Annotated in this window: 20 protein-coding genes; 7 read left to right on the top strand and 13 right to left on the bottom strand. The window is 46.2% G+C overall.

Translation table 11 applies throughout. From position 1 onward, the window contains the following. Positions 1 to 121: 121 nt before the first annotated feature. Positions 122 to 373: a type II toxin-antitoxin system prevent-host-death family antitoxin gene (locus HQM11_03275; GenBank protein ID MBF0350021.1), complete on the top strand. Its 252-nt coding sequence runs from the start codon at positions 122 to 124 to the stop codon at positions 371 to 373. A gap of 170 nt (positions 374 to 543) precedes the next feature. Here HQM11_03275 and HQM11_03270 read toward each other — a convergent pair whose 3' ends face one another. From HQM11_03270 to rnr, 5 genes are all read right to left on the bottom strand, one after another. Beyond that, a complete protein-coding gene (locus tag HQM11_03270; protein MBF0350020.1) occupies positions 544 to 2,652 on the bottom strand; it encodes a hypothetical protein in 2,109 nt (702 codons plus the stop codon). A gap of 71 nt (positions 2,653 to 2,723) precedes the next feature. Next, the gene (locus HQM11_03265) at positions 2,724 to 2,987 is read right to left on the bottom strand and encodes a hypothetical protein (protein ID MBF0350019.1); all 264 of its coding nucleotides are present in this window, start codon (positions 2,985 to 2,987) and stop codon (positions 2,724 to 2,726) included. A gap of 9 nt (positions 2,988 to 2,996) precedes the next feature. Then, positions 2,997 to 3,398 carry a response regulator gene (locus tag HQM11_03260; protein ID MBF0350018.1) on the bottom strand — a complete coding sequence of 134 codons (402 nt, stop codon included), beginning with the start codon at positions 3,396 to 3,398 and terminating at the stop codon, positions 2,997 to 2,999. Between the two features lie 146 nt (positions 3,399 to 3,544). After that, positions 3,545 to 5,248, bottom strand: a complete 1,704-nt coding sequence (locus HQM11_03255) for a hypothetical protein (protein MBF0350017.1) — start codon at positions 5,246 to 5,248, stop codon at positions 3,545 to 3,547. A 113-nt stretch (positions 5,249 to 5,361) separates the two neighbouring features. Beyond that, entirely contained in the window at positions 5,362 to 7,557 is a 2,196-nt protein-coding gene (gene rnr, locus HQM11_03250; GenBank protein MBF0350016.1) for a ribonuclease R, read from the bottom strand. A 489-nt stretch (positions 7,558 to 8,046) separates the two neighbouring features. Between rnr and HQM11_03245 the strand changes: the two genes are divergently transcribed. Beyond that, a complete protein-coding gene (locus tag HQM11_03245) occupies positions 8,047 to 10,368 on the top strand; it encodes a hypothetical protein (GenBank protein ID MBF0350015.1) in 2,322 nt (773 codons plus the stop codon). A 261-nt stretch (positions 10,369 to 10,629) separates the two neighbouring features. Then, positions 10,630 to 10,842, top strand: coding sequence for a hypothetical protein (locus HQM11_03240; protein MBF0350014.1), 213 nt, complete (start codon positions 10,630 to 10,632; stop codon positions 10,840 to 10,842). A 42-nt stretch (positions 10,843 to 10,884) separates the two neighbouring features. Here the strand turns inward: HQM11_03240 and HQM11_03235 are convergent, their stop codons facing one another. Then, a complete protein-coding gene (locus tag HQM11_03235) occupies positions 10,885 to 12,081 on the bottom strand; it encodes a SpoIIE family protein phosphatase (protein MBF0350013.1) in 1,197 nt (398 codons plus the stop codon). A 148-nt stretch (positions 12,082 to 12,229) separates the two neighbouring features. Here HQM11_03235 and pyk point away from each other — a divergent pair, with 148 nt between their 5' ends. Continuing rightward, on the top strand, positions 12,230 to 13,633 hold the full coding sequence (gene pyk, locus HQM11_03230; protein ID MBF0350012.1) for a pyruvate kinase: 1,404 nt from the start codon (positions 12,230 to 12,232) through the stop codon (positions 13,631 to 13,633). A 272-nt stretch (positions 13,634 to 13,905) separates the two neighbouring features. Next, positions 13,906 to 15,381 (top strand): DUF3336 domain-containing protein, encoded by a 1,476-nt coding sequence (locus HQM11_03225; protein ID MBF0350011.1) that lies wholly within the window; start codon positions 13,906 to 13,908, stop codon positions 15,379 to 15,381. On the opposite strand, the gene HQM11_03220 is transcribed toward HQM11_03225, so the two are convergent. The 7 genes from HQM11_03220 to queG all read right to left on the bottom strand — a co-directional run bounded on the left by HQM11_03220 (position 15,382) and on the right by queG (position 22,670). After that, the gene (locus HQM11_03220; GenBank protein ID MBF0350010.1) at positions 15,382 to 16,350 is read right to left on the bottom strand and encodes a nitronate monooxygenase; all 969 of its coding nucleotides are present in this window, start codon (positions 16,348 to 16,350) and stop codon (positions 15,382 to 15,384) included. 283 nt (positions 16,351 to 16,633) lie between these two features. Next, positions 16,634 to 18,151: an acyl--CoA ligase gene (locus HQM11_03215; protein ID MBF0350009.1), complete on the bottom strand. Its 1,518-nt coding sequence runs from the start codon at positions 18,149 to 18,151 to the stop codon at positions 16,634 to 16,636. A gap of 13 nt (positions 18,152 to 18,164) precedes the next feature. After that, the gene (locus HQM11_03210) at positions 18,165 to 18,401 is read right to left on the bottom strand and encodes a DNA-directed RNA polymerase subunit omega (GenBank protein ID MBF0350008.1); all 237 of its coding nucleotides are present in this window, start codon (positions 18,399 to 18,401) and stop codon (positions 18,165 to 18,167) included. Between the two features lie 9 nt (positions 18,402 to 18,410). Then, entirely contained in the window at positions 18,411 to 19,070 is a 660-nt protein-coding gene (locus HQM11_03205) for a tetratricopeptide repeat protein (protein ID MBF0350007.1), read from the bottom strand. A gap of 219 nt (positions 19,071 to 19,289) precedes the next feature. Next, entirely contained in the window at positions 19,290 to 20,519 is a 1,230-nt protein-coding gene (locus HQM11_03200; protein ID MBF0350006.1) for an IS110 family transposase, read from the bottom strand. Positions 20,520 to 20,809: 290 nt separating this feature from the next. Then, positions 20,810 to 21,358 (bottom strand): hypothetical protein, encoded by a 549-nt coding sequence (locus HQM11_03195; GenBank protein MBF0350005.1) that lies wholly within the window; start codon positions 21,356 to 21,358, stop codon positions 20,810 to 20,812. 148 nt (positions 21,359 to 21,506) lie between these two features. Continuing rightward, the gene (gene queG, locus HQM11_03190; protein ID MBF0350004.1) at positions 21,507 to 22,670 is read right to left on the bottom strand and encodes a tRNA epoxyqueuosine(34) reductase QueG; all 1,164 of its coding nucleotides are present in this window, start codon (positions 22,668 to 22,670) and stop codon (positions 21,507 to 21,509) included. Between the two features lie 114 nt (positions 22,671 to 22,784). On the opposite strand from queG, the gene HQM11_03185 reads away from it, so the two are divergent. Together HQM11_03185 and serS are read left to right on the top strand one after the other, a co-directional pair. Further along, a complete protein-coding gene (locus tag HQM11_03185) occupies positions 22,785 to 23,300 on the top strand; it encodes a LytTR family transcriptional regulator (protein ID MBF0350003.1) in 516 nt (171 codons plus the stop codon). Positions 23,301 to 23,398: 98 nt separating this feature from the next. Then, positions 23,399 to 24,655 (top strand): serine--tRNA ligase, encoded by a 1,257-nt coding sequence (serS, locus tag HQM11_03180; GenBank protein ID MBF0350002.1) that lies wholly within the window; start codon positions 23,399 to 23,401, stop codon positions 24,653 to 24,655. The last annotated feature ends 3 nt before the right edge of the window (positions 24,656 to 24,658 follow it).

Here is a 24,658-nt window from a genome sequence, read left to right as displayed (position 1 = left end):
TCGAGGTCAAGGCAATCCCCCATGATCCACCAACCAGGAAAACAAATCAGGAAATGATGTTCCAATTTTAATACGATAGTACTATCAATAGTGCTATGAATAACCTTTCAAAGAGACTCATATGAATTCTATAACAGCCAATCAATTAAAAACAAAAGGCATCTCCGCGATAGAGAGCAATCTTGATGACGAACATGAATTAGTAATCACTGTCCATGGAAAAGAAAAATTTGTTGTAATGGATCTGCATCATTATAACTACCTCCGTGATTGTGAACTTGATGCGGCATTACATGAAACAAAATCTGACTACCAATCTGGAAAGTTTGTTACCGAAAGTGTTGAACAGCATATTCAGCGAGTAACAAAATGAATTATACGCTCATATACACAGACAGTTATGTTAAACGAGCAACTAAATTCTTAAAATTTAACAATGGTCTCTCATGATTATCCTCTCATCCGTATAAAGGCGAAAGGGGGACAGGGGGGGAAGGTTAAAGGGAGAGAGCATGCCATGAGACATGCTCTATGTAGAGTCTGTTAGAATTTTACAATGAATTCCATGGCGGTTCGGCTGACGGATTCCAGTTTGACGCTGCCGGCATCCACGCCGGTATAGGCTGAAGCCAGTTCTTTCATGCCGCCTCCGGGAATAAACTGGGTATAGGCAAACATGACCATGACGTTCCAGTTGACCAGATAGGAAATTTCAGTGTTGATTTCATTTCCCATATCCAGCGTGGTGACCGGTTTTCCACGGGTTTGATAGTTTCCACCAATCCCGGGACTCAGGTAAGGATAGAACGATTCATTCAACGACAAAAGTTTCAGGCTGCTTTTTAATAACCAATGTTGATCAAACCGGACATCCAGCCGGATATTCTGCATGGTCAAACCGGGGTTGTCTCCCCGTCCACCCTGGCTTTCGACATCCCGGGTGTCCATGCCGCCTGCAAGACCGCCTGTGACAACACCCTGCTGAGCAAAAACACCACGACTTCCGTGATACTCAGGAATATATCCAAAGAACTGGGTTCCCATTCCAAAGGGATTCTGCTCACCCATGTAGCTGTGCTCTGATCCGATCTGTTGTGAGAAACGCTGTCCCGGAAACGCACCGGTAAAGCCGTTGAGCGTATTGTCATCCTTGGCATCCCCGCTGGTTTTCAGATAATCATATCCCACCCTTGCGCCCGACCCCTGAATCGCGCCTCGCCAGATCCCTGAAGTCACACCGAAATATTGGAGATTGGCATCAATGGTATAGTCATCACTTTCACCGTTGATACAGGCGCCTGTTGGATCGGTGGCTGTGACAGGGCATTTTTCAGCATTGACCACGGTTCCGCTCTGCATCGCGTATTCAGCCACCATTTCGAGCACGCCCTCAATAAAGACACCGTGATACATGAGTCCCATATAATTTGAATTCACTCGCATGGCTTCCTGATTGGCGTCAATCATGTCCTGTTCATCCCGTCCTGAATAAATCGCGGTGGTTCGGGCAACTTCATCCGTCGCATAGCGGATGTTGTCCTGAACGTAGATGAATTTAACAGCATTGCCTGTTTCCGCGAAATTATAGCCCAGTGTGATATCGCTCACACCACGATCCGGATCAATGCTCATCGGATCAGGATGTCGGGCAAAGCCATCCACTTCAGAAGATCTTGTATTGGCTCCCTGAGTGGAATTTCGCTCGAATTTTTTGTGATACCCCATCTGCCAGTTGTAGCCGCCAGCCGAACCCTGAAGCCAGATACCCGGATCATCTCCCGCATAAATACTGATGGGGCCACCCGCCACAAAGCCGGCGCCCTCACGCAGGATAAAATCGGTGTAGTACACATCCCAGCCAAGGTGCAGTTTTGAATTGATGCCGGGCATGGCCATGATGCTGTGCAAGCGTTCCAGTCCAAAGTTACCGCACCGATTGTTCATCTGTTCAAAATCCATGATAGAATCACATTCAAACGCCATGAACAGATTCCATTTTTTATCCTGTGGATCAAACTCAAAACTCAAGCGTGACTCAGCTCGCCAATGTTCACCGGAAACCCGTCCTGATTCATCGGAATGGATTCTTGGATCGACATCCGTTCCCTTGGCCAGACGCAGCACTGCGAGCACTGACGCGCCGGAAGCGGCGGCGGCTTCAGCCAGGGTGACGGTACTAGTACTCAGTTCACCATTGGCTTTTGCCGTAGCGACGGTTGCCGCGGCGGCCTGAATCGCGGCCTGTTGACCTGCCAGCGCGGCCTGTGTCGCGGATCCGCCACTGGTAAGCACAGCGACCGCAGCGGTTTGAGCCGCTGTTGCCGCGGCTGTTTGAGCTTTGGTGTCTACGGCGGCCTGCTGAGCGTTTGCCAGAGCGTTGATGCCATCCATGGTCATGGTCCAAGTGGCTTTATTTTTTGCGATTTCCTCATCAATATATTTCATGATTCCCATATCCCAATTCTGCTCAATCGTGGGAATGATTCGCACCTGCGCGCCGATATACCAGTCCACGACGGAGGCGTCCTCAGGAGCCAGCGGATCCGGAAGTCCATTGATAAAAATTCTTTGGGCATAAAGCGGTTGTCCCAACCAGAACAGGCCGAGCAACAGAAAACAGATGGATCGTTTTAACAGACTGGAATTTTTCATGCTGATTTCCTCCCTCATCAGGTTAATAGGCGTACCGAATTGACGGCACATACATTGAAAAATGAGGCATCTCACGGATCCTCAGGCGGTTTATGCAGTTCATAGGGCATGTCTTGATCAGAATTTCTGACCGGTCGTTTCGGCTTATAAAACAAGGGCGTAGTTCTTTGACAAAGAGCCGGATCATTATAATTCACAACACGCCGTAAGGGTTCCTCACCGGATTCATACACACAACTGTCGCCGGTTTTTTTCCATAAGGTTTTGCCACAGGCTCCCACCAAAAACATCAAGCAAAGTCCAGTGCCCCCCATTACAAAGCGTGTATGACGCATGATTGATCCTTATTCAGGTCTCATCAGGATTTTCGCCCATTTTTGAATACGGTAAATAGCCGCATGCATGGAGAGCACAATATCTTCAGCACGGAACGGTTTTTCAAAATAATCCGTGGCACCTGAAGACAGGCATTCAACAATCGTTGCCTTGTTGCTATGAGCTGTCATGATGAATACCTGGATCATGCTGTTGAATTCCTTGATCCATTTGAGCAATTCTATGCCGGAAATAACAGGCATGTGAATATCGGCAATCACAATAAAAAATTCTTCGGTTTTGATCAGCGTCATGGCCTCTTCAGCATTGTGAGCTGTTGAAACATCATGTCCCAGTTGCTTGAGGATTTCCCCCAAAATCATGGTCATGTCCTGATCATCATCCACTATCAATATTTTGGTATATTCCAAAGGACTCCTTATCTGGTTGGGGTTTGATTGAATATTTCTTAATTCTTTGTTTAAAGCTACTGTAGTCCCCTGTAGCAAATTTGATTTTGCTTTGAAAAGTGAAAAATCACTTTTTCAGTTATTTCTCTTAAATTTTCAACCACCAGCTATTCCATGGTGATTCTGAAATTGATACCTTCCGGGCTTTTTCTGTTGCTTTCCACCAGTTTCTTTTCCTTAAACGATTCAATTTTTGCCAGAGCGTTTTTCATTAACTGAAGATTGTCGTAACTGTTGATGTTTCCGGTGATGGCAAAACGATCATGGGTCATTTCCAGACGATCAATCTGAAAGGGCACATCACTGCCAACCAGTGTGGATAAAGAATTCAGGAACTGCATGTGGAAATAGTCACGTTTCGCGAATTTTTTACTCACTTCAATTTCCTGTTTTTTCCTGGCAATCTGTTCTTCCAGCGAAGTCATCATGCTTTTGACACTACTGCTTTCGGCATCAGGCAGAAAATAACGGATCTGTGCTTTGATCTGATCGTCCATCCGGGAGATTTCCTGTTTGAGCAGATTGAGTTTGATCACATAATTTGAAATGGTGATTCCCAACAGCAATACCAGCAGACATGATCCCAAAATCACCATCGGCCTGTATTTCCGGATAAACCGGGTCAGGGGCGCGCCTTCCGAAAAAAAGCTCAGATTGCCGCCTTCCAGATAATTCATTCCATATTGACACAAATCGCCCAATATTCCCCATTGCGTGCGCTCCAGACCTAGAGCGATGCTTTGTCGATTAGACGTCATCAAGGCTGTTTCATAGGCATCACCGGAAATCACAGTGGGGGGGGGTGTGGGCAAGTGTTCTGCTTTTTCTGTTTTTTCCGGTTCCTGAGCCGGTTTTGTTTCTTTTTCATTTTGAACTATGGTGCTTTCCGGCAAGGGCGACGTCAACAAGGGTTCATCCGCCCTGACTTCTTCCAGCGGAAAAGTTTTCATGCGAAATTCAGAATTGTTCCATTCGATGAAGGGGCCAAACATGCCATACAGAAAAATCTGACACTCACCAATAAAATGATGGGTTCTTAAAAACAGGTTGAATTGACTGCAAAGCCATTGCAGTTCTTTTTTAATGGCCTTGAACAGTTGTAATTCTTTAAGCAACGTCTTGTCATCTGTTTGTTCATTGCCTGTATGCCGCGCAAAACGTTGCAGGAACACCGCCAGATCCATGGAGGAAAAATTCCAGTATTCGCTCAGAAAATCTGAAATGCGGGTGGCGAATATCTTGACGCCACGAAGCTGACTTTCATGGATGTAGTTGATGAAAACCTCATCGCCGCCAAGATAAAGCTGAAACACGGCGTTCTGGGGAGGATTGAGCAAGGTTTTGTACAGAATATACGCGGCGCAATCCACATTTTTGAGGGCGATTTCCCATTCATTGAACAGCATCTGCAAGGCGTCCAGATAGGCCCGTTCCACCAGCAGTAAGAGAACCCTGGAAGAGCCATCCGGCATGGGCTGGATGGAATAGGTATAATGCATTTCCGAGGGATCGCCCAAAATTTCATTTTCAATTTCAAAAGGAATGACCTGTTTGATTTTCCGTTTGTCGTGAAACGGCATGGTCAGCACCCGGCAAGTGACTTTCTCCATCGGAATGATCAGGGTGACATGGTACTCATGCCATTGGTTGGCTTCCAGAAAAGCCGCCAGCGGAATGGTCATGACCGAATTTTTCATGTCAGGCAGACCATATTCCTGCAAGAGTTCAAAATGATTATTATCCTGTTTGAGGATTTTGACGCCTTCAATACAACTCGGATGAGCGGTCAACGAATAAAAAATATTTTCCATTCAACCTTTTTTGCTTCATTAAGAATAGACAAATACTGGATATCTTTAACTCTTTCTCAGTCGGTAGAGACGTGCGATAGCGCGTCTCTACGGTGCCTTGCAGAAAATATTATTCAAAATCTGATTTCGAATTCGAGTTTTCGCTGAATGATATCGGCCCGTACCAGCAGTGCCTGAATCCGGTCTCCGGATTTCACGACGCGTTTTGTTCTGGAACCACGCAAGCACAAACGGTCCCGATCAAAGATATACGCGTCATCTGTCATGGCTTCAGACGGAATAAACCACTCAAAATTTTCAGGTTCCAGTTCAATGGTGATTCCGCCATTGTCCACAGAATTGACCGTAGCCACAAACGTATCGCCCACCCGTTTGGAGAGGAAAATCACTTTCATGAGGTCAATGCTTTGATGTTCAACGGTTTCAGCCGTGCGCTCCCGTTGAGACAGCAATTCAGCCAAGTCAGCCGAAACAGGTTCGTTTTTCAGCGCTTTTCCCTGTCGTTTGGCTTTCATTTCACGTTTCAGCGCACGATGAACCACCAGGTCAGGATAACGCCGGATCGGTGAGGTGAAGTGACAGTAAAACTCCGCGGCCAAACCATAGTGTCCTTCATTTTTCGGACTGTAAACCGCGAGTGACATACAGCGTAACAACAGAATCTGAAGCTGGTCCTTGTTGGGGAGATCCTTGATCTTGTCAAACAGATCATTGAATTTTCCAGGCTCATCCAGATCAGATAGCGTCACGGAAATATTGTTGTTCCAGAAAATAGCCTGAAGTTTGGAAAGTTTGACTTCATCCGGGGCTTTATGAACCCGGTACAGCGCAGGGAGTTTGTTGTGGATGCAATGCCGTGCGACGGTTTCGTTGGCTTCCAGCATGAATTGCTCAATGAGTTTCATGGCTCCGGTCTGATAATGCTTTCTAATGCCGGTCATGTGGTTGTTGGCATCAAACAGCACGGTATAGTCCGGAAAGGAAAAACCGATAGCACCACGCCGGGTCCGTTTGGCATCCATGATTTGTGAGAGTTCCCGCATTAGAAACAACAAATCGCAGATTTCCTGTTTCTTGATGACACTGTTGCCGCCTTCAAACAGCACATCCACATCTTCATACACCAGACGGGCCTGACTTTTGATGATGCTTTCATAGATTTCATACGACGCGACTTCACCCTCAGGCGTGATCAACATTTCACAAGTCAGAGTGAGACGATTGACCCTGGGTTTGAGACTGCATAAATTGTTGGAAAGTGATTCGGGAAGCATGGGAATGGCATGGGTTGGAAGATAGACGCTGGTTCCTCTCAGCAGGGCTTCCTCATCCACCGGATCATTGGGACGGACATAATTGGCGACATCGGCAATAGCGACATACAACCGGTAATGGCCATCCTCCTGTTTTTGCACAAAAACCGCGTCATCAAAATCTCTGGCGGTGCGTCCGTCAATGGTCACATATCCCAGATTCCGCTGATCCACCCTCGACGATTCAGGATTATGCACCACCCGGTCAGGAAATTTTGCGGCATGCGCTTCGATTTCTTCAGGCATGGTGAAGCGTACCTGATTTTCCGTAAGAATCATCTGGAAGCCTATTTCCTCCAGGGATTCTTCCAGCAGGATTCGTTTGATTTTCCCTTCAAACGGAGCCGATTTTCTACCTTCACTGTCAGGAACATGAATCAGTTCCAGTTCAACCAGTTCTCCTGACGGAATTTCCGGCATGTCATTTTCGGGTTGCACCACCACCGCTTTGAGTCCATGTGCCTGATTCAAGGGAATAGCCAGTGTGGTTTTCTGTCCACGGATGAGTTTGGCGACAATCAGGGACAGTCTCCGTTTGAGAACTTTGACAATCACACCCCGGGTGCGATCACTGCCCCGTTTCTGGAACACCCTGACCTCAACCATGTCGCCGTTCATGGCGCCATTCTGATTTTCTTCTGGAACAAAAATATCTTTTTCTCCGCTCCCGGTATTCACAAACCCGTAACCTCGCGGATTTTTCACAAAGTTGCCCACTCTCGCGTCCGGAGAGGAGGGTTTCTGTGCCGTGGTTTTGGGTGACGCTGTTTTTTCGTGAGTCCTGGCTGTCGTTGTTTTCTTTGAAACAGGATTGGCCAGCATGAAGGCCCCGTTTTCCACTTTGAGATGACCTGAATGAACCAGTTTATAAAGTTCCGCAACCAGTTTGGCTTTCTGGCTTTTCTTGATTCCCAGATGTTTTCTGATCTGCTTGGCAGTCAGGGGGGATGTGGAGCGTTCCAGCATACGCAGTACAGAGCGTGTTTTAATTCCCATAAATCCTTGAATGATAATTCTTGTGAAATGTGTCCGATTCAGTTGGACACAAGGTGTGTCTGTTGTTTATGCGGAAACCCTCATGGATTGTCAATGCGACAATACATATTACCGGCATAAAGAACGTGTCATCACCAAAGCCGGGCACCGGGAATTTTCTTTATTTGTCTGAAGGCGGGAGCATTTGTTTTCATAATGAAATAATTGGAAAATCCTCTGAGATATATTCTTGTCCTTTGGACGTGATTCAGTTAACGGATACTTAGGCATGAAAAGTAAATAAGATCAGAAACTAAGGAGCTCACCAGCCATAAATATATCCTGTCTTATGTCTGTCTCCGTGTCGTTCTCGCGAAGCTGGATAAATTTTTTCCCGGCGTTCGCCTAAACTGGCCAAAGCCTTTAAGGTGCGAAGATTGCAAGATTGGATTTCGGAATTTTGAATAAAAAAACAATTGAAATCAATATCCAATATGGCTGGAGTGCGTTATGTTAAAAAATATGAAAATTGCCAACAAATTATCCCTGATTGTTGCATCATTTGTAATTCCGATTCTGATCCTTCTGTTTTTACTGATTGAAACCCACCAATGGCGGATTGATTTTGCTCAAAAAGAAATCACAGGCGATCTCTATCTTCGACACCTGAGACAACTCCAGGAAAACATCCAGAAATACCATCTGGGTCTTGTCACACAGACTCGGGGGAGCAACCCTCCCGCCGCGATTGAAGACACCCTGGAACGATTGAAAAAGGAAGGTAAAACCCAGTCGGAGATCCTGAACATTGACAACCAGATTCAAGCTCTGACTGCGCAATGGGATTCGCTTAAATCTCAAACCAGCGCAACAACAACTTTAGAACTTTTGCAGACTTTTGCAGCAACCCTCAAGGGAGTCATCACCGTGGTAGGCGATGAATCCAATCTGATTCTCGATCCGGATCTGGACACGTATTACCTCATGGATGCCACACTTCTCAAACTTCCCAAACTTGAGGATCTGATGACTCAGACAATGTTGTTCTCACAACAAATTTTGAGCAATCCACATGCACTATCCATGGATGAAAAAATTCATATCATTGTTTTGCTGGGAAATGTGGAGTCCACATTACAGGAAATGTCTGATGGCTTGCAACTGGCAATCACCCATAACACTGACAAGTATGACAGGACACGATTGATAGCTGATGTTATGCGACAACCCTTGCAAAACACTCATGAAACAACCCGGGAGTTTCTGAAAATAATCCAGGAAAACGTTGTGCAAACGAGTTCCATAAACATCACCTATGATAAGATTCAATCCGCTGGACTGCGGGCCCTTTCTGCTCAATTTGGTTTATGGGACACGGCTATCGTTGAACTGGATGGACTTCTGAATGAGCGTATCAGCGGTTTGAACAGCACAAAATACACTCAATTGGTTGCGGTTGCGCTGGTACTGATGCTTTCACTTTGTTTCTGTGTCGTGATTGTTCGTGCCATCACCCATTCCTTGTTGAATGCACAAAACCTGATGACTGAATTAGCAACCGGCAATCTGGAATTGAAAGTGGAGGTCACATCCACAGATGAGACCGGCAAGGTTTTGTCTGTCATCAATTTTGTGCTGGATAGTTTGAAAAGTATTGTGACTCAAATTCTGATTGCCACCAACAAACTCATAGGCACCTTCAATGAAATGAAAAACCGTTCGGAATCCATGCTGGCTGAAAGTGAGCAGATCCATTCTGACACGTTGCTCATTGTCAAAGAAGCCGGCAACCTCAATCAGGGTGTGAATGCCAATGTGCAGGATTTAAAGAACATTTCAGGGGAAATCTCTTCTTTGGCCGCGGCTATTGAAGAATTGAGTTCCAACCTGAGTACCATTTCTAATAACGCTCAGGACTCCTCCAGCAACATGGCGGGTGTTTCAAAAAATATTGAACAGTTCTCAAACAACATCCAAACCTTGTCGGCATCTGCACAACAAATGTCGGTAGCGCTTTCTTCCATGTCTGACAGTGCCAGAGAAACCAATCAAATTTCATCCGAGGCGAAACAGGATGCGAATGAAATGGTTTCCGTCATGAATGAATTGCATGAAAGTTCAACCCGGATTGGCAAGATTGTGAAATTGATTGACAACATCGCGGGACAAACGAGTATGCTGGCACTCAATGCGACCATTGAGGCCGCAAGTGCCGGGGATGCAGGAAGAGGATTTGCTGTCGTGGCGTCTGAAGTCAAAAATCTCGCTCAGCAAACAGCAACCGCAAACAATGAAATTGCGGAACAAATTAGTCAGGTACAGACCCATATCCGTAAAGCCATGGAAAATACTCAAACAGTCACCGGGGTGATCTCCAGAGTTGTGGAAATAAATCAGAAGGTAGGATCTTCCATTGATGAACAACATCAATCGGCCAATGAAATCGCACAGTCTATTTATTTACTGGCCGATGCCGGAAAAAACGCATCGCTCAATACACATCAAGCAGAAAAAGGACTCAAAGAAATCAGTCGGGCTGTGAGTGAGGCGTTTCTGGCATCCAAAGAAGTTTCCATCAATGTTGCTGAAGGAAATCAGGAACTTCATTCTGTGACTGCACGGAATGTCGCATCTTTAGATCAACTGAAAAATGTGAATCTACATATTGCCAATATCCAGAAATCCGTAGAGAGCATCCATAATGGAAATCAGCACATGTATGATGTGAGCAACCAGATTTCCACACAGGTGGATGCCTTAAAAAATTCTGTTTCGATTTTTCGCCTGAATAACCCCGGTAAGGAAGAATCTTTGGTCATTAACTCCCTATAGCAATAGTTGCGGAACCACTTGCTTACCGATAGGATATTCTTCACTTTATGTTCCGGGGTTGGTCAAATTTTATGCCATAAAACAGAGGGGCGAATCTGTATGTTCGCACTACTCACGAGACACAACAGTCTGCCCCTGAAATATCAAACCAGAATCGGAAAAAAATCAAAGACACGGTTTGGGATACATGACTGAAAATGTGATCAAACCCATCATTTAAAATAGAATGTATTTTATCACTGAAACAGCAACGACAGAACCATGAAACGACTGATCCTCCTTTGCCTTATGGCCGCCTTATACCTGTGTGGTTGCAAATCCTTCCATGAAAAAAATTATGAGGAGTGTCTTTCAAAAATGGAAGATGCCCGGATGATGGCCCGGAAAAAAGAAGCCTACAGTTATTCCCACGATGAATTCAATCAATGCCGACGACCGGCAAGAATCATGGAAGATCCTGACGAACAGGATTGATGGCTCATGAATCAGAATATCAGTGTTTGCGTCATTTCAGACTCACTCAGCCTGCTGATCAAAAACCATGAACAGAAAATCGTCGGCCTGTGCTCCGGCCTGGAGCCTGTTTTGCTGAGCATAAACCTGTGCCACCAGAGCGTTGGACGAGAGGTTCGCGTTTTCGCTGATAAAACCGATGAGGTTGTCCATTCCATCATTTTTGCCTGAATTTTCAAAAACCTCACAGACTCCATCCGTGAACAGAATCAAACGGTCTCCCGGTTCCAACGGAAAAAATTCCTCACTGAAACACGCAATATCGCTGGGGGTGATCCCCAGTGCCAATCCCGGGGTCGGGTCCAGCGGAATTATATCGGCACCGCGCAGCACCAGCGCCGGTTGTTTGCCGGCATGTGTATAGAGCAATTCCTGATTCTGGGCATCATAAATCAAATACAGGCAGACGACAAAACGCTCATGCGGCATAATCGCTTCTGAGAGATTGTTGATATAGTCCATCACCCGTTTGCTGGAGGAAACTGCCCGTGAAAACAATTGAAAGAGATTCAGGGTGTTGACAGCCAGCAGCGATGCCGCGATTCCATGCCCTGACACATCACCGATCACAATGCCATACATATCGCGTTGAACATAAAACACCCCATAAAAATCTCCGCCGAGAATATCCGCGAACTCACATTTCATGGACAGTGGAAAATTGGGGATTGTTTCCAGTCTGGCTGAGAACAGATCATGTTGAAAGGCTTTGGCGTTATCCACATTCTGTTTGAACTCCCGGTTCATGATCTCAAACAATTTGGCCTTTTGAGTGGTTATCTTGAGTCTTTCTGAAAGGATGCGGGACATCCAGTGATAAAATGTTCCATGGAGGTTGTGATTCATGTCTTCATGGATGCTGATCAGATTTGGCGTAGCGATTGAAATTGTTTCCACATCTTCAAACGCTTCCACCGTCGCGCTACATGGTTCGCCGGTGATGACACTCATTTCTCCGAAAATATCGCCTGTTCGTGACATGACATACACAATTTCATCATCCACCTTGATCGCCAGTTTTCCAGAGATCAGGAAATGCACTACTTCATTTATTTCATTTTGTTTAAGAATGATTTGGCCTTTTTGAAAGATTTGGATATGGGCTAATTCAAGGATCTCCAGTATCTGTTCAGCCGAAACATTTTCAAAATAGCGGGATTCGCGTAAAAAATTATAAACACGCTGTTTGACAGGCGACATACGTAAAATCTTTTTTTGAGTTGGAAATTATCAGGTTGATTTTTGTATAGTGAATAGAATCCAAATCTGCAATGAATTTGTCCTGCAATCTTTTTTACTGCATGAAGGATTCAGAAATTTTGACGCATTTACTTTTATGGAAGGAAATATGAGAAAAACCAAAATAATCTGTACGATTGGTCCGGCAACGAATTCTTATGAGATGCTTAAAAAACTGCAACAGTCGGGAATGAATATTGCCAGGGTTAATATGTCTCATGGGGATCATGCCTCCCACAAAATCGTCCTGGATCATATCAAAAAAATCAATCAGGAATCAAAGTTTCCGGTCGCGACATTGCTCGATACAAAAGGACCAGAGATACGCACCGGAGATTTGAAGGAACCAATGACGCTGACCCAGGGAATGCTGGTTGCGGTCAGTGTCGATGACAGTCTGCGTACGGAATATCCCCTGATTTATGTGACGTATCAGGATATGGTCAAGTCCATGAATATTGGAAACACTGTGATTCTTGACAGCGGACTGATCAATCTGAAGGTGTTGGAAAAATATGAAAAACACCTCATTTGCGAAGTCACCGATGGTGGGATCCTCAAAGGCCGGCGGCACGTCAATTTGCCGGGAACCCGGGTGAATCTGCCGTCTGTCACAGACAAGGACAAGGAAGATATCAGGTTTGGTTTGCAAAATGATGTGGATTTTATCGCAATGTCGTTTGTACGCTCCGCTGAAGATATCTGGGAACTCAAGGGATTTTTGGGGGAAGACAGGCACCGGGTCAAGATCATCGCGAAAATTGAGGAGCAGGAAGGGTTGAAGAACGCCTATGAAATTGCTAGAGCCGCTGATGGAATCATGGTCGCTCGAGGAGATCTCGGCATTGAAATTGAAATTGAGGATATCCCCAATGTACAGCGGCAACTGGTTGAAATGTGTGCGAAACTTGGAAAACGGGTAATCATTGCGACTCAGCTTCTGGAGACGATGATTGATAATCCGATTCCGACCCGCGCTGAAGTGACCGATGTGTCCAATGCCATCACCCAGGAAGTCGATGCAGTCATGCTTTCAGGCGAAACCGGGGTGGGAAAATATCCCATCAAGGCACTGGAACAATTAGGGAAAATCGCTAAAAAAACCGAACAACTGCCAGGCATGCACCTTTGGGCCAGTCTGGAAAAACTGGAAGACCGGCATCACATGGCCGCCGCCGCAGTGAAACTGGCAACGGATCTGCAATTGAAAGGCATTGTCGTACTGACCGAGTTTGGTAAAAGCGCGGAGCGTATTATCAATAACAGACCTCGACATTCCAATATTTACGCCTTCACGTATCTTCAAAAAACTTATCGAACGCTGTCTTTGTATTGGGGGGTGGTTCCCTTCCTGACGACCTATTTTGATTCGCCACAGGATGCCTTGTCTAATGCGTTTGAGATACTTAAAAAGTCAGAAGGCTTCAAAGCAGGCGACCGTGTCGTTGTATTTACTGATATTTTTGTAAAAGATCGCACTGTTCACAGCGTTCAACTCTATACACTTGGTTGAGGTTGCCGTGTTCGCTTGATCCTTGAGGTCGGGAAGGTCTTTACCAGAACAAAAACAGGTTTTTTGACCGCATTATCCGTGGCGAAAATGAACTGAACAGGATTCGGCAATACATCATCAATAACCCGTTAAACTGGGAAACCGATGAAAACTACACATAACAAAAATATGAACAGCGGAATTGCCGATTCGCGTTATGTTTACTATCCCATGCTCTCATTTGATTCATGTGACAGCAGGGACTTTCTAATGATTTTGAACGAAGAAACACCATGAAAAATTTTCTGAAAAAAGATGGAATCAGACTCAATCAAAAAATCATGGCCAATGCGGAACATTACCAGACATGGCATGACGCGGCCAGGCAACTGGATAAACTGGAAGGCAATGAGAACTGGAAACATGTTGAGGCCACTGAAGAATATGATTGGCAGTTTATCAAAAATCAGGTGCATGTGATCCGGAATTTACGGGAATCCAGACAGTTTCTGGATTTGATATACCATTTGCGAGGTGCGCTGCATCAAAATATTGGCAATATCTCAAATCCTAAACTTTATACGCACACCCGAACTGGTACCAAATACCTCATTGATGAATATATCACGGAAGTCGTGACGAGTCTGAACGCATTGCTGAATGAAGAAATTGATGGATTTTCTGTTCATGACAAACTGGAATTTTTTGAGGAAACCTCAACCAGTTATGGCCGGGCCGCCCTGCTGTTGAGTGGCGGTGCGGGGTTGGGATTTTTTCATCTGGGTCTGGTCAAAACTTTACTGGAACACAGCCTGCTGCCCCGTGTGATTTCAGGTTCCAGTGCGGGTTCTATCATTGCCTCCATTGTCGGATGCTATTCTGACAAAGGACTTCATTCCACCTTTGATCCGGATAACTATGAAATCAGGATCTGGAAGTGGCTCTCGTTGAAAGATATCTGGCGGGAAAAACATCTCATCAACAGCCAGTTACTTTGGGACACCATCCGGCAATTTGTCGGCGAGAAAACATTTGAAGAGGCCTATGACAAGACCGGTCGAAGCATCAACATCACGATCTCACCGGAAAAGGAAAATCAGATTCCCCGTCTGCTCAACCACCTGACCACGCCACATTTGTATATCTGGAATTCGGTGCTGGCCTCCTGTGCGGTTCCCGGATTATTTCCCCCGGTGCCCTTGACCAGTAAAGACCGCCTCGGGTCGTCAGTGGCCTATATGCCCTCCCAGCTCTGGGTGGATGGTTCCCTCAAGGGAGATCTTCCGATGAGGCGCTTGAGCCGGTTGTATAACGTCAACCGCTTTATCACCAGTCAGGCCAATCCGTATGTGTTGCCCTTCCTGACGGATCGGGCGAAGTGGAACAAATGGGGGAATGATACGATTTCGCTGGTTAATTCCGAGTTGAAGTTGATGGGACGTTATGCGCTGGACTGGGTGGGCTCTCACAGCAAAAGCGGACTCCTGCACATGACGATGGATAATGCCATTTATCTGCTGACCCAAAGTTACTGGGGAGACATCACGATTCATCCCTCTTCTTCCCTGGCAAATTATCGGCGGGCGTTGACCGATCCTTCCAAAGATGACATCCGGGCCATGATTCTTGAAGGGGAACAGGCGACATGGCCCAAACTTTCGATCATGCGCAATCAGACGCTGATTGGTCATACTCTGGATTATTGTGTCCTGAAGGCTAAAAAACTTCAGGACCATCAGAAAAAAGAGCAGGCACAATCCCCGGAATGACTACAGTCGTTTTGCCAGATCCCGCAGGGTTTGCTCATATTCCTGTTTCAACCGGGCACACAACTCTGCGGTGGTTGGTATATCGTGTATGGAACCAACGCCCTGTCCTGCCGACCAGACTTGTTTCCAGGCTTTGGCGCCTTCTTTGGGTACCGTCATTTCCTGACCGAAATCAATGTCTTTTTTGGGTTGCAGGTTTTCAGGGTCAAGACCGGCATTGACGATGCTCTGTCGCAGGAAACTGGCATGAACACCGGAAATCGCGGGTGTGTAAATAATATCCTGCGCTCTGGAATCCACAATCATCTGTTTGTATTCATCAGCAACTCCGCTTTCCTTCGTGTTGATGAATCGGGTCCCCATATAGGCCATATCTGCGCCCATGGCCAAGGCCGACACAATCTGCCCGCCTGTCGAAATACAACCTGAAAGCAGGATCGTTTTGTCAAAAAACTGACGAATTTCTGAAATCAATGCAAAGGGATGAAGGGTTCCCGCATGACCTCCGGCTCCAGCGCATACAGCGATGAGGCCATCCACACCTGCACTCGCGGCTTTATTTGCATGCCTGATGGAAATGATGTCATGAAACACAATTCCGCCATAAGCATGAATGCTATTCACCACCTCCGCAACCGCCCCCAACGATGTGATGATCAAGGGTACCTTGTATTTCGCGCACATGGCGAGATCCGCTTCCAACCGTGGATTGGTTCCGTGAACGATCAGGTTCACACCAAACGGAGCCGCTTTTTTTCCAGATTCCTGCTCATACGTCCGCAATGCCGAAGTGATCTGTTTCAACCATTCTTCAAAACCTTCTGTGGTTCGCTGGTTGAGCGCCGGAAATGTCCCGACCACTCCTGCCTTACAGGTCTCGATCACCAACTCAGGATTAGAAACGAGAAACATTGGTGCCGCAATTGCCGGAATTGAAAGTCTGCCTTGAAAAATCTCAGGGATTGCCATGATTCCTCCATAGGGAAAGAGTTGAGTAATTACTCAGGGCATGATCAAAATTTGTGGCGGAGTGTCAAGATTTTTTGCATCGGTGAAAAAATAGAAATGATTTCTTGTTGTAAACTTTCTGGTGACGGCAACCGATTCAAGCCATCGCACGGTGTCATTCCGTGCTTGACACGGAATCCATCGGCGCACTCCTGGATCCCCGTTTTCACGGGGATGACATCGTGGCAGGCCACAGGATTTCATCACCAAATTATTTACAGCAGGAATGATTTTACATGACATTTCAAAAAAAAGAGATGAGTTGTCTTCGGGCAAGCTTGTTGTTTGAAGTACGCGGAAGTTGTTCGATGAACCGGATCTCCCGGGGGCATTTGTAATGTGCCAGATGTGTTTGACTCCACTGGATTATCTGGTCCGCAGTCGCATGATCCGGATGGCGCAGAACCAGAAATGCCACAATGATAGAAATTCCGGTATCAAGATGAATCTCTGTGACACCAGCATCCGCCACATCCGGGTGCTGTAACAGAACACGTTCAATTTCAAGAGGCGAAACACGGTATCCCATGGGATTCATCAGTTCGTTATTGCGTCCATGGTACCAGATGTAGCCCTCTTCATCCATGACACCCAGATCACCGCCGACAAACCATTCCCCCCGAAACACGGACGATTCTTCTTCGGGCATATTCCAGTAGCCCAGCATCAGACCGGGATCAGACCGATGCACCGCAATCAAACCTTCTTCGCCTGCGGGGAGTGGCGATTCGCCCTTGTCTGCCGGTAATATGACCACAGTTCGTCCTGCCTGGGGTTTTCCCGGACTTCCCGGTTTCACCTCAACATGGGGGCCATTGCTGATATAAGTGGAAATTTCACTCATTCCCAGAGCTTCATACATGGGCACACCTGTGGTTTGGGTCCATTGTTCCAGCAATGCGACAGACAAGGCTTCACCTGCCACCATGACATGCCGGAGATGCGCCAGGTGTTCAGGGCGCAAATGATGGTGCCTGAGTAACTGGCGGTAGATTCCCGGTACTGAAGCGAACAGGGTCACCTGATGTTTTTCCATCAGAGCCGGCCATATTTCAATATTTTTGGCTCCGCCATACAATACCGTGGTGGCTCCTGTGGCCCACGGGTCCATCAAGCCGATGCCCAGGGTGTAACTCCAGTTGAGTTGCCCGGTATGAAGCAAAACGTCCTGTTCAGAAACACCCATCCAGTCCGTTCTGATGGGCTGACGTCCGAGAATACTACGGTGAGCATGCAATACGCCTTTGGGATATCCTGAAGTGCCTGAAGTATAGATGATATAGGCGGGATCTTCGGCCTGCGTTGAAGGTGCCAGAACAGGATCCTGAAAATTAAGGAATTCCCGGAATTGTTCATGAAGGATTTTTGTGCAGGTTCCGGCAATTTTTGCTGGATGAGGCAACTGCGCGGAAACAATCAGCAACGCGGCCTGCGCATTGGTGATCAGATAGTCGACTTCTTCAGCCTGAAGTTGAGTGGAACACGGAACGGGAATCAACCCGGCATAGATGGCACCAAAGAAGGCCAGGGCAAAGTCGGGACTGTTGGGCAGTCGTATGACAACGCGTTCGCCTTTGGAAAGGCCAAGGGATCGGAAGGCACCAGCCACTCGTTGGGTCGTTTGAAAAAACCGGAAAAATGACCAGACTTCTTCCTGTTCCGCATGATGAACAAAAATCAATCCGGATTTTTCAGGAAACCGACGGGCATTGTTGCCAAGAACAAATTCCGTCAGATTGAATGCGGGGTTTGGTCGTATCATGGATCCGACGGGATCAGTCTTCCACAAGTGCTTTTGCTTTGATGGGTTTGATCACTTCACGGGTTGGGCGGATGACATCATTGTTGGCTTCAAGGATTGCCCGGTAAGTGGGTTTATAAAGCATGAATGACCGGGCTGATTCTTCCAGTTCATAAAATTCTTTGGCCCGTTTGGCCGTCATGAGGACTTTTTCAAAGCGGGTGTAATCACGGTCATCTTGTTCAATCAGGTCAATATAATTTTTATCCATAGTAGTTCCTTATCCATTTTTAGAAAACATCAATAACATTTCAGCATCATCAGCAGCTTCGGGAATGTTTTTCATTTCGTCCCATTGTTGCCGGGCCTGTTCACGGTTGCCCATTTTCCAGAAAATCCGGCCCAGGGTTCTCGCACGGAGTTCTTTCCATGTTTCCGCATTCAGGGATTCAGCCATTTTTTGAGCATCGTCCCATTTTTGGAGGTTCTCATACACATGCACCAGACCAATTCTGGCTTTATCTTTCATAAAGGCATCTGCACCCCTATGTTCCAGAACCTGTCTGAAAATTTTTTCAGCTTTTTCGAGTTGTCCTGTCTCAGCCTGCTGTTGCGCAACACGCATGAGTGCGACACTTCCCAGATAACTGCCGGATTGTTCTTTGGCATAATCCTCAAGGACTGCCGCTCCCAGTGCCTGGCTTTCGGCATTCTGCGTATTTTTGCTGATGTCGTATAAATGATCCAGTTGGGAAAGTTGTTGGGAGTGGCGATATTCAAAAAGTCCCCACACGCCCAGAATCAATCCGATAACCATGGTCGCTCCGATCAGGAACAGGTTCCGGTGTTTATACGCATAGTCCACAAACGCAAACAACCGTTTCTGAATTTCATCGGGTTCGCGGAGTTCCTTGATATCAATTCGTTCGTCTTGTGCCATAAAAATCTGTAAGTGTTCAGGATGGATAAAAAAGTGTTGGAAAACAAGCAGATCGTCCACTTGCTATTTAAACGTGCGGATAGTACCAAGCTTGTTTTTTGAACTCAAGTTTTTCTTCTGTTCCACTTACTGTGAAAATATAGGCAATGAGGACAGAGTTCCACTGTGCGAGTCAGAAGGCTCACTATCCAAGGTATAGATGGACCATTATTGAGTGGTTTAGTTCTGCAGTTTTATCTTTGGCAAATAGCCATATTTATCCAAAGCCTTGATCCATCTGGCAGAGTTTCGTTTAACCACGAGTTCCTCGTAATCAATCTGAGGATCTCGGTACGGCTCATGCTTCTTTAACATAACGTAAATGGTTTGAAGCAATTTATGAGCAATGGCGACAATACTACGCTTGTGTCCCCGGCGGATCACAAGTCCCTGGTATCGTCCTTTAAACTGCGATTTGGATTTGATCGCAGCGTTAGCGCATTCACACAATAGGGCACGGATATGCGCATTCCCTTTACGAGTTTTGCCATGTTTGCGTTTTCCCGCGCTTTCGTTGTTTCCCGGAGCCAGACCCGCCCAGGAACAAAGATGTTGTTGGTTGGGGAAAACGCTCATGTCAGTGCCAAGTTCGGCCAGTAACATCGTGGCAGCAATGAGGTCTATTCCAGGAATGGTTTGCAATAATTGACAAAATTCCTGATACGGGACCATCGCCGTGACGAGCTGCTCATCGATTTGCTCGATTCTGGCTTCAAGCCACAGGAGATGGGCCTGAATTTGTTTGAGCAAAAACCGTTGGCGCTCATTGAGAGTCGTTGACAACGATTGTTGAATCATCATCAACTTGGGAAGTAGACTGCCATGCAACAGAACGGCAATCTGATCCGGCTGAATCGTCTCATCGATCAACGATGAAATAATTCTTCGTGCCGAAACGCCATCGATGTCACTGAGCACGATACCTAATTTGATACCACAACTTTCCAGAATTTTGTGCAATCGATTTTTTTCGCTGCTTAAAACGCCGGAAAGTTTTCTACGATAACGCGTCAACAAACGAAGTTGACGAAAATCTTTGGGTGGAATAAAACTGGCTCTGAGCAAACCACAACGGGCAAGCTCCGCTAACCATTCTGAGTCCTGAACATCGGTTTTTCGGCCCGGGACTCGTTTGATATGGTACGCGTTGACGACCCAGGGAATCATTCCCGCGGTTTCCAGAGCCTCATAAACTTGCATCCAGTAAACTCCCGTGGATTCCATCACCACGATTTCTGGATTCAAGCTCGTTAACCATCGCGCCAGTTCTTCCAGATTCCGGGAGAACGTCGCGAATTCTTTGACCGTTTTGTTCACCGTTCCATCAGGTTGTTCTTGAAGCACTGTGGCAACAATGATTTCCCGATGGACATCTAAACCAGCACTACTTTTAGACAGGGGCTGAATCATTTGCTCCTCCTTGTTTGATAAAGTGACTGGCTAACTCATAAAGGAGGCTGAAACAGCGCTTTCCTGGATAACCTGACTCCATGAAACGAATTTCGTTCCCTGACGTCGGTCCTCTTACTGTGCATTCTGTAGCTGACGCTACGAAATAACCGGGGGTGCGAACCAATGAAAGCTACACTCAGCTTAACTTTCAGGATTGAATCGCTAAAGAGTAGAACGAGTGCTTTCAGCCTCAAGAACGATTATATCATTTTCATCACCCGGGGTGAAATTATTATTTTCATGATCGATTAAAGCAGGGAAAACTGTTTGAGGATTTCCGCAACCTGAACATCTTTTTTAGCTAAAGCCCGAAAGGCTTCCAGCAGACTGTGGATTTTCTGACGGTTTTGGGCAAGTTCTTCTTCAACACGGGGAATTTTCTCCAGGGTGGTTTCCAGTTGTTTCACCTTGGTTTCAAAAGGACGTATCATGGTTCGACGATCCCATATGGCAAAACCGATGGTGGCCGCAACAATTCCCGCAAATGCGGTCACAATGGCAATCATGATGTTTGCCAGTTGATCCATGCGTTTATCCATTTGATTGAACATCTGGGTTTGATGATCTTCCATTTCCTGAAACTGCTCTCTTAGGCTTTGAAACTGATTATTCATGCTCTGAAATTTGATGTCCGTATATTCCCGCATCGCTCGCATTTCAGCTTTCAATGAGGCCAAAGATTCGATGATTTCACGATCCGAGATCCGCTCAGCGGTTTCCACCGCGCCAATCGGAGAGGACAGGCCGCATAACAGAATGAAGAACACGACGACACTTTTCATGGCTAAATGTTTCATAGTTTTCCTTTGCTCAATTTGCGTAGAACAGGTTGTCTCCTGTTTTTGTTTATAAATTACATTTTCCAGAAGCACAATCTTGTTTTGTACAAAGACTTGATCATGAAAAAAATCCTGCTTTTTTTCAGTAAGTTCACAAGGGGGTTGGTCACAAGGTAAACCCACTTGAATATTTTTCGAGAGCAAGATGAATTTCATGGCGAACTGTGGAAACTTCCTCGCACTGAATTGCCAATTTTAAAATTGTTTCCACATCGCTATGTTGTATTTCGCCCAAAGCCCAAGCGGCATGTTCGCGAATGAGAGGTTCTTCGTCATAGAGGGCCTGTTTCAGCACAGGAATGGCCACAGGATTTTTCCAGTTTCCAAGCGCAACTGCCACATTGCGCAATAAGCCCCGGCGTTTGGTACGTTTTATGGGACTCTTTCTGAAGGTGTGGCTGAAATCTTCCTGCGACAGTCCCATCAGAGAAATCAGTGAAGGTAGATAATTTTCAGGACGTGGAAAAAAGTCAGGTATGGTTGTGATCTCTGCGGATTTGTTCCACGGACAGACTTCCTGACAGATATCACAGCCAAAGATCCGGTTTCCGATCAGAGGACGCAGTTCCCGGGGAATAGCTTCACGGAGTTCAATGGTCAGATAGGAAATGCAGTGTCGGGCATCCACCACACGATCGGCCACAATCGCCCGGGTGGGACAGGCGTCAATACACCGGGTACAGGTTCCGCAACCGCCTTTGGGCATCGGCAAGGGCTGGCAAAGTTGGAGATTCAACAGCATTTCAGCCAGAAAAATCCATGATCCCTGTTTTCCGCTGATCAGATTACTGTGTTTGCCAAACCAGCCCAGGCCAGCTTTCCACGCATATTCCCGTTCCAGAACCGGCCCTGTGTCTACAAATGCTTTATGACGAAATTCCGTAGCAGTGAGTTGCTCCACAAACTCCCGCAACATTCTCATTTTTTCAAATATAACGTCATGATAATCATTTCCCCACGCATAGCGGCTGATGACCCCCAGGGATGGATCACTCAATTCCTGTTTCGAAGGATCAACGGTGTGATAATTCATTCCCAGGATAATCAGTGACTGCGTTTCCGGCAATACCTCACGTGGATCATGTTTTTTTTCCTGATGCCGATGCAGGTATTCCATGTTGCCAGCATACCCCTGTTCTAACCACCGTGTGTAAACAGCAATCGTTTCACTGGCAGAAACTGGAATCATCCCCACATAATCAAAACCCAGTTCTCTGGTTTTAAGGACAATGCGTTCCAACAATTGCGAATGTTGCGGAGTGTTCAACATGATGACAATTCCCTCTTGACGGAATGATTTGAAATTGTTTAACAATAGGTATGAGTATTCCAAAATGCTGGATTTTTATCCATTTGCCCCATGGTCTTTCCACCCAAAGGCGTTATGCAATTGAATCACACTGATGAGGAAAACCGGATTTTAAGAAAAATTATCAAGGGTATGGAGCTGGTTTATGATGAACTGGGCCAGCACCTTGTTGCGGTAATTCCCGGCGATGGCGTCGGTTCGCTCAAAGAAAATTCCAAAATTCAGGATGCTTCCGAGTATATGAAAAAACTGCTGGCGGTCAATAAAATTGAATTGCTGCTTGATCGTGTGCTTTACATTCATGTGGAATCCCCCTATTGCCGGGTTGTGCTTGATTCCAAAAATAATACGGAAATTGATGTCAGAATCACGTTGGAAACTCTCGAACATTATTTTGGTGAAAAAGCGCTGGTTAAAATCCACCGTTCCTATCTGGTCAATCCCAAAAAAGTGGTGTGCGCGGTTCGACGTGGTGTGCGGGATTATGAAATCTGGCTGAGAAACCGAACTCCGCAGAAAGTTGTATTGCCTCTTGCTCGATCCTATCTTGAAAAAATCCAGCAGAAAGCTCCGAAATGGTTCACCAATTGAGTCACTTTGCTTGAAAGTTTGCTTGCTTCTTCCTATGCTCCCTATGTTTTTGCGTGGTGCAATGCTCTTCCCGATTAACTCATACCCTGAAATGATTTATGCTTGATCTGAATTTTGTGCGAGAAAACAGCAACGCTGTGATAGAAAATTGTCGTTTACGTCATGTTTCTGCCGATGTTTCCGGATTATTGGATGCGGATTCCCAGGCACGAACAGCCAAAGGCAAGCTTGACCAAATTCGTCAGCGTCGGAATGAAATCAGTCAAATCATGAAAGGCAAACTGTCTCCGGAAGAACGTCAACCGCTGGTCGAAGAAGCTAAATCACTGCGGGAACAGGAAAGTGAGAAAGAAAAAGAATATGATGTCTGGGACCAGAAACGGATGGCACTGCTGGCATCCATTCCCAATATGACACATCCTCAATCCCCTCAGGGGCTGACAGATGACGATCATAAGGTTTTACACTATGCCGGCACGCCCCGTCAGTTTGAGTTCAAACCCAAAGACCATCTGGAACTCATGGAAAAACTGGATTTGCTCGACATGGAAGGCGGAGCAAAAGTCAGCGGACAGAAATTTTATTATCTCAAAAATGAAGCCGCGTTGCTGGAAATAGCATTGGTGCAGTTTGCCATGAAATTGCTGAAAAATGAGGGTTTCACCTTGTTCACCACTCCGGATCTGGCACGACGGGATATTTTGACGGGCATCGGTTTTAATCCGAGAGGCGATGAAACCCAGATTTATTCGATTGAAAATTCAGATTTGTGTCTGATTGCCACCGCAGAGATCACTCTCGGCGGATTGATGGCAAACCAGATTTTGAAGGAAGAAAATATGCCACTGCTTTATGCCGGCTTTTCCCACTGTTTCCGGACCGAAGCCGGTGCCGCAGGAAAAGAATCACGAGGTTTGTATCGGGTTCATCAGTTTTCCAAAGTGGAAATGTTCGCGTTCACCCATCCCGATCAGTCTGAAGCCATGCATGAAAAGTTTTTGAGGATTGAAGAGAAAATTTATCAGGAACTTCAGATTCCTTACCGTGTGGTGGATATCTGTACCGGAGATCTGGGCGCTCCCGCATACCGGAAGTTTGATATTGAAGCCTGGATGCCAGGACGTGGAAAATGGGGAGAAGTGACGTCAACGTCCAATTGTACTGATTACCAGTCACGTCGTTTGAACATCCGGTACAAGGACAAGGATACGGGAAAAAACAGGTTCGTCCACATGCTCAACGGCACAGCCATCGCAACCTCTCGAACCCTGATCGGATTGATTGAAAATGGTCAGCAGATGAATGGGGATATTCATCTGCCAAAATGTCTGGGACTGTCAGACATCACCCGTTAAACA

It is taken from the genome of SAR324 cluster bacterium (assembly GCA_015232315.1).
Taxonomy (GTDB): domain Bacteria; phylum SAR324; class SAR324; order SAR324; family NAC60-12; genus JADFZZ01.
Note: the sequence above shows the minus strand (reverse complement) of the source record. Positions and strands in the feature narration are given on the sequence as shown.

Bases quoted from the DNA above. Each gene is read 5' to 3' on its own strand.
- HQM11_03195 (MBF0350005.1), bottom strand. From the start codon at position 21,358: ATGAAACATTTAGCCATGAAAAGTGTCGTCGTGTTCTTCATTCTGTTA.
- pyk (MBF0350012.1), top strand. From the start codon at position 12,230: ATGAGAAAAACCAAAATAATCTGTACGATTGGTCCGGCAACGAATTCT.
- HQM11_03270 (MBF0350020.1), bottom strand. From the start codon at position 2,652: ATGAAAAATTCCAGTCTGTTAAAACGATCCATCTGTTTTCTGTTGCTC.
- HQM11_03275 (MBF0350021.1), top strand. From the start codon at position 122: ATGAATTCTATAACAGCCAATCAATTAAAAACAAAAGGCATCTCCGCG.
- HQM11_03240 (MBF0350014.1), top strand. From the start codon at position 10,630: ATGAAACGACTGATCCTCCTTTGCCTTATGGCCGCCTTATACCTGTGT.
- HQM11_03215 (MBF0350009.1), bottom strand. From the start codon at position 18,151: ATGATACGACCAAACCCCGCATTCAATCTGACGGAATTTGTTCTTGGC.
- HQM11_03210 (MBF0350008.1), bottom strand. From the start codon at position 18,401: ATGGATAAAAATTATATTGACCTGATTGAACAAGATGACCGTGATTAC.
- HQM11_03245 (MBF0350015.1), top strand. From the start codon at position 8,047: ATGTTAAAAAATATGAAAATTGCCAACAAATTATCCCTGATTGTTGCA.
- HQM11_03220 (MBF0350010.1), bottom strand. From the start codon at position 16,350: ATGGCAATCCCTGAGATTTTTCAAGGCAGACTTTCAATTCCGGCAATT.
- HQM11_03205 (MBF0350007.1), bottom strand. From the start codon at position 19,070: ATGGCACAAGACGAACGAATTGATATCAAGGAACTCCGCGAACCCGAT.
- serS (MBF0350002.1), top strand. From the start codon at position 23,399: ATGCTTGATCTGAATTTTGTGCGAGAAAACAGCAACGCTGTGATAGAA.
- rnr (MBF0350016.1), bottom strand. From the start codon at position 7,557: ATGGGAATTAAAACACGCTCTGTACTGCGTATGCTGGAACGCTCCACA.
- HQM11_03225 (MBF0350011.1), top strand. From the start codon at position 13,906: ATGAAAAATTTTCTGAAAAAAGATGGAATCAGACTCAATCAAAAAATC.
- queG (MBF0350004.1), bottom strand. From the start codon at position 22,670: ATGTTGAACACTCCGCAACATTCGCAATTGTTGGAACGCATTGTCCTT.
- HQM11_03235 (MBF0350013.1), bottom strand. From the start codon at position 12,081: ATGTCGCCTGTCAAACAGCGTGTTTATAATTTTTTACGCGAATCCCGC.
- HQM11_03200 (MBF0350006.1), bottom strand. From the start codon at position 20,519: ATGATTCAGCCCCTGTCTAAAAGTAGTGCTGGTTTAGATGTCCATCGG.
- HQM11_03185 (MBF0350003.1), top strand. From the start codon at position 22,785: ATGCAATTGAATCACACTGATGAGGAAAACCGGATTTTAAGAAAAATT.
- HQM11_03265 (MBF0350019.1), bottom strand. From the start codon at position 2,987: ATGCGTCATACACGCTTTGTAATGGGGGGCACTGGACTTTGCTTGATG.
- HQM11_03255 (MBF0350017.1), bottom strand. From the start codon at position 5,248: ATGGAAAATATTTTTTATTCGTTGACCGCTCATCCGAGTTGTATTGAA.